The organism is Vibrio nomapromontoriensis, from assembly GCF_050337205.1.
GTDB classification, from domain to species: Bacteria; Pseudomonadota; Gammaproteobacteria; order Enterobacterales; family Vibrionaceae; genus Vibrio; species Vibrio nomapromontoriensis.
In genome coordinates, this window is sequence record NZ_JAKJSS010000008.1 from 33,808 (window position 1) to 46,839 (window position 13,032).

15 protein-coding genes are annotated in these 13,032 nt (G+C 43.1%); 10 read left to right on the forward strand and 5 right to left on the reverse strand.

Going from position 1 to position 13,032, the window contains the following annotated elements:
- Window positions 1-4 precede the first annotated feature (4 nt).
- The 5 genes from L4D05_RS08005 to L4D05_RS08025 all read left to right on the forward strand — a co-directional run bounded on the left by L4D05_RS08005 (window position 5) and on the right by L4D05_RS08025 (window position 3,912).
- The gene (locus tag L4D05_RS08005; protein WP_428793590.1) at window positions 5-1,798 is read left to right on the forward strand and encodes a DUF4955 domain-containing protein; all 1,794 of its coding nucleotides are present in this window, start codon (window positions 5-7) and stop codon (window positions 1,796-1,798) included.
- A 396-nt stretch (window positions 1,799-2,194) separates the two neighbouring features.
- Window positions 2,195-2,938 (forward strand): alpha/beta fold hydrolase, encoded by a 744-nt coding sequence (locus tag L4D05_RS08010; RefSeq protein ID WP_428793591.1) that lies wholly within the window; start codon window positions 2,195-2,197, stop codon window positions 2,936-2,938.
- Between the two features lie 97 nt (window positions 2,939-3,035).
- Window positions 3,036-3,353 (forward strand): cupin domain-containing protein, encoded by a 318-nt coding sequence (locus tag L4D05_RS08015; RefSeq protein ID WP_428793592.1) that lies wholly within the window; start codon window positions 3,036-3,038, stop codon window positions 3,351-3,353.
- 60 nt (window positions 3,354-3,413) lie between these two features.
- A complete protein-coding gene (locus L4D05_RS08020) occupies window positions 3,414-3,629 on the forward strand; it encodes a DUF3820 family protein (protein ID WP_265674459.1) in 216 nt (71 codons plus the stop codon).
- 40 nt (window positions 3,630-3,669) lie between these two features.
- Complete coding sequence (locus tag L4D05_RS08025; protein ID WP_428754247.1) at window positions 3,670-3,912, forward strand: hypothetical protein; 243 nt, start codon at window positions 3,670-3,672, stop codon at window positions 3,910-3,912.
- 150 nt (window positions 3,913-4,062) lie between these two features.
- Here L4D05_RS08025 and L4D05_RS08030 read toward each other — a convergent pair whose 3' ends face one another.
- Entirely contained in the window at window positions 4,063-4,401 is a 339-nt protein-coding gene (locus L4D05_RS08030; protein WP_428793593.1) for a cytosolic protein, read from the reverse strand.
- Window positions 4,402-4,732: 331 nt separating this feature from the next.
- On the opposite strand from L4D05_RS08030, the gene L4D05_RS08035 reads away from it, so the two are divergent.
- The 3 genes from L4D05_RS08035 to L4D05_RS08045 all read left to right on the forward strand — a co-directional run bounded on the left by L4D05_RS08035 (window position 4,733) and on the right by L4D05_RS08045 (window position 6,347).
- Window positions 4,733-5,002: a type II toxin-antitoxin system TacA family antitoxin gene (locus L4D05_RS08035; protein ID WP_428754251.1), complete on the forward strand. Its 270-nt coding sequence runs from the start codon at window positions 4,733-4,735 to the stop codon at window positions 5,000-5,002.
- Entirely contained in the window at window positions 4,999-5,532 is a 534-nt protein-coding gene (locus tag L4D05_RS08040; RefSeq protein ID WP_428793594.1) for a GNAT family N-acetyltransferase, read from the forward strand. Before L4D05_RS08035 ends, L4D05_RS08040 begins: the two co-directional genes overlap by 4 nt.
- Window positions 5,533-5,981: 449 nt before the next feature.
- Entirely contained in the window at window positions 5,982-6,347 is a 366-nt protein-coding gene (locus L4D05_RS08045) for a RidA family protein (protein WP_265674455.1), read from the forward strand.
- A 121-nt stretch (window positions 6,348-6,468) separates the two neighbouring features.
- Here L4D05_RS08045 and bamJ read toward each other — a convergent pair whose 3' ends face one another.
- Entirely contained in the window at window positions 6,469-6,942 is a 474-nt protein-coding gene (gene bamJ, locus L4D05_RS08050; RefSeq protein WP_428793595.1) for a BamJ family beta-barrel-assembly machinery protein, read from the reverse strand.
- A 62-nt stretch (window positions 6,943-7,004) separates the two neighbouring features.
- Entirely contained in the window at window positions 7,005-7,628 is a 624-nt protein-coding gene (locus L4D05_RS08055; RefSeq protein ID WP_428793596.1) for a thioredoxin domain-containing protein, read from the reverse strand.
- A gap of 181 nt (window positions 7,629-7,809) precedes the next feature.
- Here L4D05_RS08055 and L4D05_RS08060 point away from each other — a divergent pair, with 181 nt between their 5' ends.
- Window positions 7,810-8,442: an OmpA family protein gene (locus L4D05_RS08060; RefSeq protein ID WP_428793597.1), complete on the forward strand. Its 633-nt coding sequence runs from the start codon at window positions 7,810-7,812 to the stop codon at window positions 8,440-8,442.
- A 150-nt stretch (window positions 8,443-8,592) separates the two neighbouring features.
- Here L4D05_RS08060 and L4D05_RS08065 read toward each other — a convergent pair whose 3' ends face one another.
- Both L4D05_RS08065 and L4D05_RS08070 read right to left on the reverse strand, forming a co-directional pair.
- A complete protein-coding gene (locus L4D05_RS08065) occupies window positions 8,593-10,341 on the reverse strand; it encodes a formate--tetrahydrofolate ligase (protein WP_428793598.1) in 1,749 nt (582 codons plus the stop codon).
- Between the two features lie 171 nt (window positions 10,342-10,512).
- The gene (locus L4D05_RS08070; RefSeq protein ID WP_428793599.1) at window positions 10,513-11,817 is read right to left on the reverse strand and encodes an inosine/guanosine kinase; all 1,305 of its coding nucleotides are present in this window, start codon (window positions 11,815-11,817) and stop codon (window positions 10,513-10,515) included.
- 209 nt (window positions 11,818-12,026) lie between these two features.
- On the opposite strand from L4D05_RS08070, the gene L4D05_RS08075 reads away from it, so the two are divergent.
- Window positions 12,027-12,977: a sensor domain-containing diguanylate cyclase gene (locus tag L4D05_RS08075; RefSeq protein ID WP_428754262.1), complete on the forward strand. Its 951-nt coding sequence runs from the start codon at window positions 12,027-12,029 to the stop codon at window positions 12,975-12,977.
- Window positions 12,978-13,032 lie beyond the last annotated feature (55 nt).

The following is a 13,032-nucleotide window of genomic DNA, read 5'->3' on the forward strand; positions in this document are numbered from 1 at the left end:
GGTTATGATGGATAGTAAAAAACAGATAAAAAGCATACCCAACTTATTGAGCGTTAGCCTGTTATGTTTGTCTACAACTGCCATCGCGGATGACGTATTAGTGTCAGACTATTGGCAACATTACTTGGCAACGCGTCAGCACAATAGTGATTTGTATTCTGGAGAAAACAAAACCGATCAACCGGTATTGAATAACTTTTCTTATGCAGGGTATCATTTTGGCGAAAAACCGATCCCCACCAGTATGTTGGTAAATCATGAGGCGAGTTCGTTTACCGCTGAAGATATCAAATATGACCAAACAACTGGGTACAGAATTTTCCTCGTCGATGATTATGGCGCAAACGCCAATGACGGTAAGAGTGATAAGCAAGCGATTAAGAGGGCAGTCTCTGAAGCCGAACGGTATGTCGGAAAGGATGCTGAACGGGGCGCGATCGTACAGTTTTCAGCAGGCCGATATCGCATTAACGAAGCCTCTGACATGACTAGCATTGATCCAGCGTCAAAATTAGACGTGTTAGATGGTCAGACTATTAAGATCAGAAGCAGTAATATCGTGCTAAGAGGTATGGGACAAACGGCGACAGAATTGTATATGTCCCAGCCGTTACTTCCTGTTGATAGTAGTAAAATGTGGACCACACCGCGCATTATTAAGTTTGAAGGTAATAGTAAAGGCACGCACAGCAGTCGCGTGATCGCTTCGCTAGTTGGTGGGGCAAGCAAATCGATAACGTTATCAAGTACCAAAGGCTTTGAGGCAGGTGATTGGGTACGGCTAAGTGGTAAAATTTCTCGAAAAGAGATCATTGAGAAACAGGTTTACCCCTATCAATTAGAGGCGTCATGGACGGCAATAAACCGTAGCTTAAACATTGTTGAATATCACCAAATTACCGAAGTTGAAGGGGATGGGCTGGTGTTCAAAGCACCTGTACAGATAGATATCGATCCCCAAGATACGTGGTTGGTTGAAGCGTACGAGCCCATTGAAAACGTGGGCATTGAACATTTAACCCTAAGAGGGAATTGGCAGGAAAAATTTAAACACCACGCAAGAAGCAAAGACGGCACAATCCACGACAGCGCCTGGAGCCTACTTGAGTTAAACAACGTGGTGAATGGCTGGGTGAAACAGGTCACGCTCGCTGACTTCAATGCAGGGGTTCAATTAAGCGCAACGGGTTATTCTACCGTCAGAGATGTTTTGCTTACAGGAACGCCGGGTCATTTATCACTGCAGTTCAATGCGTCTTTCAATAACTTGTCGATGGATGTAAATGATGAGTCTAATGCCTGGCACGCGCCTGGTTTTTCTCATAGAGCGTCATCTAATGTGCATTTGAGAACCCGTTATCTCGCATCGACGTCATCAGATTTACACGGTGCGCAACCGCGTATTAACTTGTTTGATAATTTAAAGGGGGGTTGGATACCATCTCGCTGGGGAGCGGCTATTAGTAACTTACCCAATCATTTAGCAGGGCTGACCTACTGGAACTTTGAGCACATCGGCGCGCCGCAAACCGGCTTTGAAATGATGTCAACTAAATCCAAATATGGCCGCTTAATCGCGCCGTATATGATTGGTAATCATGGCAGTCCGATTACCTTTGCGTCCATGCAAGAATATTCTAAGCATGCGACTAAAAAAGGCGAGGCCAGTTACAAAAAATGGTTGCCTGATCAGCCACAAGCTTGGTTAGAGTCAGATGGTAGTCGAGTTTTCCCAGAGTCTTTGTATCAAGCTCAATTAGAACAACGGTTGGGTGTGCTACCTGAGTGGGTACGTTAGTGCTGTTCTGATTAAATTCTTGAATACCTCTTTGGCATGATCTCGGGGCAAAGTATGGGTAAGCCACCTAATGTGTAGGTGGCTTTTATTTGGGTATTAGAAACCTGCAGAGTACTTTGCTTCTAATTCGGCGATTTCTTGTTTTATCTCACTGAGCCTCAGCTTAAGCTCTGACAGAGTGGCTTTATCTTGTGGCGTCATTTCAAGCCTTGTTACGCCAATACCACAACTTTCCCCATATCCTTAAATGTATGCCTTTTGGGGGATTGCGAAAGAGTAAAAATTGCCTTAGCGTGACTTACCAATTAAATAGCTTGAAGCCAGTATAGAATGAATATCGCCACCTCAAATAGAAATCTTGAACAATATTATCAAAGCTATGGAAGCGGTAAACCCATGGTAATGATTCACGGATCTTACGCCACCACATCAACGTGGAAACAAATGTTACCAATGCTTACGGGAGATTATCGCTGTATTCTAATTAAACTTCCTGGGCATTGTGGTACGCCAGATCCAAGCGATTTTGATGCAGCTAATATTGAAACTGAACGATCGATTATTGAAGCGATTATTGAACAAGAATGTGATGAACCTGTTCATTTAGTCGGTCATTCCTATGGGGGCGTGGTTGCGTTAGCATTGGCGCTATCTGGTCGCCTACAATTGAGTCAATTAACGTTATTCGAGCCTGTCGCTACGTGGGTGTTGGACGTTCAAGAAGATCTTCCATCTATGAAGTTAGTGACTGACTTTTTAAAGCATTATCGTCGCTCCGTTGAATTGGATCTTCCCAACGCGTGTGGGCTAGTTATCGACTTTTGGAGTGGAGGCAATCATTTTGATCAATTTCCGAATTCAGTGAAATTGATGATGTCAAACCTGCAGCGTAATAACGTTCGGCATTGGGATATTTGTACAAACGCAGAATTTACTCAATCTGACTTAATGGCGCTAGAGGTTTGTACCACCATTATTTACGGAAATCAGTCAAACGTGGTGGCAAAGAACATAGCAGAGCATCTAGACCAGCTACTTTCTAAGTCGAATTTAATTGAGATTGATGGGGCAAGCCATGGTCTAGTTGCCAGCCACGCGACGGAATGCGTTGACGCAATGATGCTAAATACTGCAACCTGATCAGAAGGCACCCATAGGAAGGTGTTTGCGTCATAGTGTTGGCTACGTGAGTGTTATGCTAATCTATCGCGAACTTACAAGGTTTGGGAGTGAAAAGATGGAAGGTGGCAATCTTTTTAGTGAGATTCCAGATATTATTAACAACGAGCTATTTGAAGATATTCAAAAGCATAAGTCCGTTCGTATCGAGCGTATTATTTCCGATGGCCATGCGAGTGCAGAAGGAGAGTGGTACGACCAAGAAGAACATGAATGGGTTTCTGTTCTAAAAGGAACCGGTGTCATTGAATATGATGATGGAACATTAGCCGTGCTCGATGTCGGTGACTACGTCAATATTCCAGCACATACCAAACATCGCGTAAAATCGACATCGGCGACAGAGAAAACGATTTGGTTAGCCGTGTTTTACTAGCGTAAGCGAATCCGCCACTAAGTCACGCCATTATAGGCAAAGATCAGCAGACAATAGATTATGTTAAATAAAGAGAATTTAGTTAAACTTGCCAGAACGCCAATGCCGTTTGGTAAGTACGCAGGGCGTATGCTTATCGATCTTCCAGAAGAATACTTACTCTGGTTTGATAAAAAAGGATTCCCTAGCGGTGATCTAGGCGACTTATTAAAGCTCTGTTTAGCACTCAAAATAGAAGGTTTAGACAGCGTGGTAAAGCCCTTAAAGCGTATCTAACCTACCACAGAAATTCCCCATTTTAACGAAAAGACTGACTATGAATTTTGATATCAATACACTGAAACACCACCAACTGGTTGAAGATGGCCAATTAGAGGGGTGTTACATTCATCAGCCTGCCGAAGGTAGCCAGCCAGATGACAACGCTGTCTTGGCAGAGCGCCAAGCGCTGGAAAAGATGGGGTACAAGGTAATACAGCTTAAAGCCAAAGGAAGGACAACAACATTTGCTGAGGCGATGCAAAAGTTTGCGAAGAAGACGGGTCACCAGCCTAAGTAATCAGCGACTGCAACCGACCAAAGCATCTTTAACCTCTTCGACAATACCCTGTGTTTTCCTGCACAAGAGTCAGACCGCCAGGCTGACTCTTTTTTTGATCCATTCCTCGCTAGAGAAGCTAATTCGGCGATTTCAACTTACTGAATAATTTCAGTCCATTCGGGTAATAAAGGTTTGTTCGTCATCCACAAAAGCCACAAAGCCGCCGTGATAGATAAACACCCGACCACGCCCCTCAACTAGGCAAGCAAGCTGGGGGTGTAAATCTTCTTCGTTATTCTGGCTTTGAAATGTGCCAGTATCGGTGATTACGCCGCTAAGTGTAGGCAAATATCCATAAGTGCGCTTGGCTTGATCAATCAGGTTCAATTCGCTGGTGGTAGAGAAGCAAAGAGGGATCGCACCGGCTTCTTCGATAAACATGGTTTTCAGTTCTTCAAAAGCTGTAATAACCAGCCAGTCGATGCCGTTAACATGATGGATAAACATTGGGTTTCTCGGTAATTCTGATGCGGAGATTCTATCACTATCATGGGAGAACGTAGTAGAGATTTAGTTGCTAAAGGCGGTAATTCTGTGCTATTTCCGGACATTCACTAGGCCAACTTGAAACACAGTTTTGTCCAGAGCCTTGTTGACTAGGTATGTAACAAAAAAGTGCCCCAACGAACTAACTGTCCAGAGAGCCTCGCAAATCTAATCCAAATATTGAGAAAATTATACGGGATTTTTCCGGAAGTTATCCGTACAAATTGTATAAGTCCAATATTTGCACTATAATCGTCATGATTACGGAATATATCCGTACGCAGGAGGTTCTATGGCAACAGCACGTTTAGATATTCGCCTTGACGAAGAGATTAAGGCAAAAGCAGAAAAAGCATCGGCTTTGCTTGGTCTTAAAAGCCTTACAGAGTATGTAGTTAGGTTAATGGACGAAGATGCAACTCATGTAATTGAAGAACACGAAAGTATCGTAGTTAAAGATAGTGTCTTCGATGAATTTATTATGGCATGTGATAAAGCAAAGGCGCCTAATCAAGCTTTGCTTGAAGCAGCAAAATTCACAGATGAGAGTGGCATCAAGTGAGTTGGGGAAAAGAGTTCGTTGAACTTAGTAAATCAAAGCATGATCGTAGCTCATTTGATTGTGGTGAGTCAGAGTTAAATACATTTATCAAAACTCAAGCAGTAAAACACATGCAAGCTGGTATTAGCCGAACTATGGTTTTACCAAGTTCTCAACCAATGCTTAATCAGAAGTACGCTATTTGTGCTTTTTATAGCGTTGCGCCTAGCTCAATCAGCAGAGAGACTTTACCTGCTAAACTAGCGAAAAAATTACCTAGGTATCCAATTCCTGTTTTTCTATTAGCTCAGTTGGCTGTTCATAAAGAGTTTCATGGCTCAGGACTAGGAAAGGTCAGTTTGATTCGCGCTTTAAAGTACCTTTGGGAAGTTAATCACCATATGAGAGCTTATGCTATCGTAGTGGATTGCCTTACAGATACCGCACAAGCATTTTATACAAAGTTTGGTTTTGAAGTCCTGTGTGAACATAATGGTCGTATTCGTATGTTCTTACCAATGAAAACAGTAGCACAGCTTTTTAGTCAATAGGTTACGAATATAACAAATAAGGATTAAGGTGTTGTGCAGTCAACACTAAATCCCGAGTGTAGAACAAGCCCGAAACCACCTTATCAATCAACTAGCCATTTTTTCTTTCTTTCGTCACCTCTCGTCTGCTTTCTCCGTTACCGTTACCATTATCATCATTGTCGATACCGTGTTGGCTCTCCATAACTCGACTTTGTAATATTTGTAGTTATTCATGGTTTACTAAATTAGGAGGTTTACTCGCAAACTTTTGTCCAAAGGTGAGTTGGGTTTACTCTTAAAGCGAAGCTAAGAATCGTAATATGTCATACCGTTTTTAAATCTGACTCTAAAGCCGGATGGTTGTTATTGAATACGGTCAATTATACCTGTTATCAATGGCTAAAATTGTTGGCAGAATCAGGCAAATTGATATCATAGTAGCTTGTTCTCTAAGGTAAGAAAAAGAAATGACGATTCATCGAGTTAACCCTTGTAAGCGTTGGTCTGACGTGACCGTATTTAACGGAATTGCGCACTTTGTTGAAGTGGCGGAGTCGGACACATCTGCCGGAATGCAAAGCCAAGTCCAGCAGATTTTCGACCAAGCTGAAACCATGCTTCAATCCATCGGTAGTGACAAATCTAGAATTCTCTCCGTCACTGTTTACGTGACAGATTTCGCTAATTTCGATGCGCTGAATGAAGTATGGGATTCGTGGTTCCCAGAGCAATGCGCACCAAGCCGTGCATGCGTTAAGGTTGAACTGGCCGATCCGAATTTATTGGTAGAAATGGCGTTTGTCGCAGCAGCTGGTGATGACTATTTGCCCTAGTGAGGGTAGGCAGGGCTAATTATCTGCCAAGGAATCACAAAAAAAGCTCCTAATAAGGAGCTTTTTGTCTATTTAAGCTTGAATACTTTGTGTTGGCACTCTAAGCGTCGTAAAACTCTAACTACTGAATTGCAATCAACTCAACATCAAAGATCAAAACAGAGGCTGGTGGGATAGGGCCTGAGCCGCTTTTGCCGTAGGCAAGGTTACTAGGAATAAACAGGCGGTATTTGTCACCTTCATTCATGAGTTGTAGACCTTCAGTCCAACCTTTAATCACTTGGTTTAAACCAAAGCTAATCGGCGTGCCGCGATCAACAGAGCTATCGAAGACGGTGCCATCGATGAGCGTACCGTGGTAATGAACTTTTACTTTGCTTTTAGCTGAAGGGTGAATCGTACCTTCGCCTTTATGTAATACCTGATATTGAAGGCCGCTTTCGGTTGTAGTCACTTCTTCTTTTAGTCCATTTTCTTGCAAGAAAGCCTGACCTTGTTGCAAGTTGACTTCGCCAGCTTTGTTATTTGTCCATGTACGGTAAATCATAAAAGCTGCGAGTAGTACAACGATGAGAGGGATAAGTATCTTTGACACGGTAATTCCTTGATCTAATTTAGGTAAATTGCCACTGGTTAAAGTGGCTTCTACGGTGATGCTTATTTGGTTTTTAGGTAATTTATCGTCTCTGCGATTTCTTTGATGTCTTCGTGACCTGAGAGTACCACTTCATACTTACCATTGACGATAAAGGTTGGTACTGCGTTGATTTGAGCTTCAGTTGATACCGTGTTAGCCAGTTCAATGTATTCGAATAGCTCTTTTTGCTGCGCTTCATCAAAGTCGTAAGGTGTGACCATAGTGCGAGACTCAAAAATTCGATTTAACTCAATTTGTTTTTGCTGGCCATCCAACTCGCTGTTTTGAACTAGAGCAAACAATTCAAGTTTCATGTCTTCAGGAATACGCTGGTCTTCAGATTGCATAACGGCACTGTAAAAGATCATCGCAGCGATTTGTGCGCTGTCGTTAAACATCACATGTACTTTGCCTAGCTTAGAATCGGTAAGCTCCTCAAGTTCCGGCAAAAGTGGCTCCAAATTACGACAATGGCCACAGCCTAATGAGAAAACTTCCGTCACTTGAGGAAGGTTATGTTGGCTAAGATCGTTAGGTAGAACTTTGTATTGTTTGCCTTCAACGGGTGTATTGGATTCCCCACAAGCGGTGATTAGGACAGCGAGAGAAAGTACTGCGGCGAGTTTGCTAAGTGATTTAAACATGTTGATGCATCATATTATTAATAATACCTCGAGTGTAACTGTTACCAATTACTTCAGACAAGCAATTAGTAACAATCTGAAACAGCTAAATGAAGAATATTTTCTTCTCGTTGGTAAAGTTTCTGATATTCACGCCGATAAAAGAAATATTGGATGTTGCTACGAGCGTTTGGAGTGTGTCATGAAGAAAATTGCGTGTTTGATTGCGGTCGGGTTATTGGCGGGCTGCAGTTCTACGTCATCGATAACTGACAAAATGTTCGCAGGCATGCTCGATACGGCTCCACGGTCTGAACACGACGTCATGCATCCTGAATGGGTCAATGCACCTCATATCAGTCATTCAGGGCAAATGGGGGCGACAGTGGAAGGTCCCAATGGTCAATATCGTACTCAGGCTTGGGATTCGTTAGAAACCTATCTGGTTAATCATGGGCTTGATTATGAGCTCGTCCCAGGCGATTACGTTATGATTCGTCTAAAAGAAAAAATCCATTTTAGTACTGGTTCGTCACGTGTTTCTGATAATTCATCCCAATGGTTGTTCCACTTGGCCAATTTTTTGTCTCAGCAGCAAGGGATAGATGTGGTAATTGGTGGTCATACTGACAATACAGGGGCAATAGTGAGAAATGATGTGTTATCGGACAAGCGCGCGGAAATGGTGAAAGAAACGCTAATCAAGAACCAAGTCTCTCGCCAAATCATTTATACGCGTGGCTACGGTGAGGCGGTGCCGGCCTGTACCAACAGTACCTCTTTTGGTAAAGCTTGTAATCGGCGTGTAGAGTTAACGTTAATTGTCGCTAAGTAAAGTAGCGAATAGTGTCGTTAGGTATGGCAATAATGCACGGTTGAAACCTGATGATAGAAATAGAAATAGAAAAGCGACGATTGTTCGTCGCTTTTTTGTAACCGTTTAATTGGTCTTTTCGCTAGATTATTCTGATTTAGCCAAACCGGCTTAGCTTAAACCGATGATGTTACCCTCATCATCAAGGTCTAGAGACATAAAGGCGGGTTTATCGGGTAAGCCCGGCATCGTCATTACGTTGCCGCAAAGCGCATAAATAAAGCCTGCACCCGCACAAAGCTTGAGCTCTCTGATCACCACTTCAAAGCCAACGGGAGCGCCTTTAACACTGCCATCTGTGGTGATAGATAGTGGTGTCTTTGCTAAGCAGACTGCCAAATGATTGAAGCCTTGAGTTTCGTACAGCTCAAGCTGTTTTTGTGCTTGGTAAGATAACGAGACATTCGCTGCCCCATACCCAGCTTCACACACTGCCATGAGCTTTTCTTTGACCGTTTGTTCAGCGCTATACAATGGTTTGAAGTTAACCGGTGTTTGACAGGCCGCGACCACTTGCTTTGCAAGATCAATCGTACCATTTCCACCAAGGGAAAACCCTTCACTTATAGCGACGCGACAGTTGTCATTAAACTGTTTGATCCACTGGGTCAACAAATCTAACTCTTGTTGCGAATCCTGCGGGAAGCGATTGATGGCGACCACCGCAGGAACGCCATATTTGGCTACATTGTTAATGTGCCATTTCAGGTTTTCAAATCCGGCTTTTAGTGCTTGCTCGTCATCTTCAAATAATGTGTCTGGGATTGGCGCGCCAGGTTTAAAGTCATACAATCCGGAGTTGGCTTTTAGCCCGCGAAGCGTCGCAACAATAACGGCACAATCTGGTTTCTTATCAGTTGCCGCTGCTTTGATGTTACAGGCTTTCTCAAAGCCCATATCAGAACCAAAGCCCCCTTCAGTGACGGTGTAACTCGCGAGTTTTGTTGCAATTTTATCGGCAATGATCGAGGAGTTACCGTGAGCGATGTTAGCGAAGGGGCCTGCATGAATCAGCGTCGGTACACCTTCCAAGGTTTGCATTAGCGTTGGTTCTACGGCGTCTTTCATACTTACTGCCATCGCGCCGGCTACTTGCAAGTCTTCAGTTGTGATCGGCTTACCTTCAATGCTGTATGCAACAACTATTTTGCCAATGCGAGCTCTAAGATCGTTAAGGTTTTCTGATAACGCTAATATGGCCATGAGCTCTGAAGCGGCAGAAATATCAAACCCGTCTTCGCGTTCAACCCCGTTGATGGTTTTATTGACCTCGTTTTTGCCAACTGTGACCATTCGTAGCGAGCGGTCATTATGGTCAATAACTCGTTTCCAAACGACGTTCTTTACGTCGATTTTAAGCGCAGAAAGTCCAGTTCGAGATTCAAAATTGTCGTAGCCCAGGCGTTGTTCATGATAGATGCGAGCATCTATCGCCGCGGCAGCTAAATTATGCGCTGCAGTCACGGCATGGATATCGCCAGTTAAGTGTAGGTTGAGCTCTTCCATGGGTGCGACTTGCGCGTAACCACCACCAGCGGCGCCGCCTTTTACACCAAATACGGGACCCATAGAAGGTTGGCGAATACAGGCAAATACGCTTTCGCCGAGTTTTTTAAGTCCTTGAGATAGACCTACAGTGGTTACGGTTTTACCTTCACCTAATGGGGTTGGGGTAATCGCAGTGACGACAATAAGCTTACCATCAAGATTGTCTTTTAGGCGCTTAATTGCTTTTAGCGAGACTTTCGCTTTATGCGCACCTTGAGGAAGTATTTCGTGATCAAGTAAACCAGCGTCTTTGGCAACGTCGGTGATAGCAGAAAGTGACGCACTACGGCAGATTTCAATGTCAGATAGCATTAACGGTCCTTTAAAGCCACAAAATTAATGAGGAAAACGTTTGCGTCGAGATAATACTGGCTAATAATTCTTTGTAAAGACAAAAATTCAGTACGCTGTACTAAAATTGACCAGATCAAATGGTTAGCTTTGTTTCAGTCAAAAAAAGAGGCTCATGAGCCTCTTTTAAATTTATCTATCCCAGTATGCTTCTTCTAGGCTGTCTTCTCGTTCGGGCAACGCACGAGTCAGTCTTGGTGAGTGTTGCATTAACACCTCGTAACTGACGCGGTTCGCATATTTACATATTTGCGACAAAGAAGAGTAGGTTAGGCATGGCATCACGTGCTTGTCCGACCCAGGTACATTGTTGTGATGGAATGCATTGGCCGTCATATCATGTAGCAGAGCTGAAAGAGCACCGTCACCAGCACCATTGGTATTCTTGATCTCAAGCGGACCACCTAAATACGGTCCAATGTGAGAGTATACTTTCTGCGGATCAGCACAATCTTGTTTGCGCATCGCTCGACTGAATTCAAACTGGTTAAAGTTTTCAATTGGGCCTTCTAAGAGCTCATGAGTGGTGTCTCTAAGTGCAACATTGTCGCAGTAGCCAGCCATGTAAAGGCCATGAGGACCTGCAGTACACAACACCAAGTCAACCCAATCAAGCGCTTTATCTGCCGCAAGAAGAGGGTCTGCAAACCCCGTTAGGGCTTCCCCTTCTTCTTCGTTCATCGCCACGATAGTGACGTTCTCTTTGATGTAGTCTTGCCAAAACTGTTCGTTACCCTGGATAACCCACTTCGTACCGAGAGTGAGGACAACAGGTACAGACTTTTGTTTAGCAAGCTCTACAGCGCGAGCTACAGCTAATGGCATTGGATCTTCTGGTTTGCCACGCATTAAGTAAGATGAGACGACTAACGCAGACGCTTTATCAAAAATAGATTCTGGAATACTTTCTGGAAGCAGCTGGTTCATTTCACCTTCGTTGATCGCAAAGGTACGTTCGCCATCATCAGTGATTAACGTGTAGCAGCGACCAATTGGTCCATCGACAGTTTGTAAATGGTTGAGGTTCATACGTGACGAAGTGCGGCATAAGTAGCGGTAGCCATACGAACCTACTTCAATGTTTTTCGACATCACGCCAAGCAACACAGATTTACTATCAGCAAGAACGGAGTAATTGTGAAGGGTATTACCTATCGTATCACCTGGAAATTGATGAGTAATTAAGCCCTGTTCAACTAATTCTTGATACAAAGCATCCGCTTTGCTTTCTTCGAGAACAAGTGAGTGTCCCTTACTCAACTCATACTTTTCTAAGAAGGAGTCGTCCACACGAGCTTCAATATCGACAATAGTTTGCCCAACACCAATGATGGTTGGTCGAAAGTATTTCGGCGCAGCTTGAGCTTGGCTCACTGATAGGTTCTTTTTACTTGTTGGAAAGTAATGCTTTGATTTACGTTGTCCGGGGAATCTCATACTAAACGCTAAGGGAACAAAATTTTCCGCATAATATCACAATGTGTTTCATTTTGTTGCAATGAATTGCACGAATGCTGTCGTAAAATCCACACTATGTAGCATTTGGACCGGTTTGTTATTAGCTTGGGTTCATATTGGTAGCCTTATCATTGACATGGGTAAACAGAGTACTAGGCTAGATAAAAACAATAATAAGGGGTGCGATTTTGAATCAACTTGATATTAGTAAGGTTGACTTTAAGCAAGCGTTTAACCGCCTCGACAGTTACTTTTTTATTAAAGATGTGCAAGGTTGTTATGTTTTCGTGAATGAAGCTATTTGCCAACTGTTCAATTTATCGAATGAGCAAATTCTAGGGAAAAAGGATGATGCATTTTTTAACCTAGACCAAAGTGAAGATATCTTAATTAATGACCAGTTGGTTCTTAATGGGCATACGGTATCTAAGCTAGAAAAAAATATTTTGAAGGATAACCGAGTTCGGTACTACCAAAATATGAAATCACCTTTATTTGATAGTAATGGTGAGGTCATAGGAATTTTTGGGATAGCCATAGACGTGAGCGACACGATTGCGAAGCACAATGAACTGGAGACGATGGTAATTCGAGATGAGTTAACCGGAGTCTATAATCGGCGATTTTTAGAAACACAACTCGCTCGTGAATATGCTTCGTTTCAACGCCATAAGCAGCCATTTTCATTTCTTATGCTAGATGTTGACAATTTTAAGTTTATTAATGATGTACTTGGTCATAGCTCTGGTGATCATGTACTCCAACAAATTGGCAAAATTATGTTGGAATCGTTACGTGTTGAAGACTATTGCTGTCGCTTTGGGGGCGATGAATTTGCCATTTTGCTACCAAATACGGAGTTACGTGAAGCGTACTTCCTTGGAGAAAGGCTGCGCGAAAGAGTGGGGGCTTTTAAGTTTACTTGCGTTGAAGGTCGGGTATTTAGTGTAACGGTCAGCATTGGCATCTCACATCTTACTGAGCAGCAAGAACAAGGGAAGCTGACTAATATTGCTGACGAGGCGTTAATGCAGGCAAAGAGAAATAGCAAAAACTCAACACTGGTGTCGTGTTATAAACAAACGCTTGTTACAAAGTGTTTGGATTGTACATTATGTAATTTAAAGTCCGATGACTGACGGGGTTAGGATTAGAATCCTAGTTTAACTAGAAGAGAGCCCATGAATAATGGGC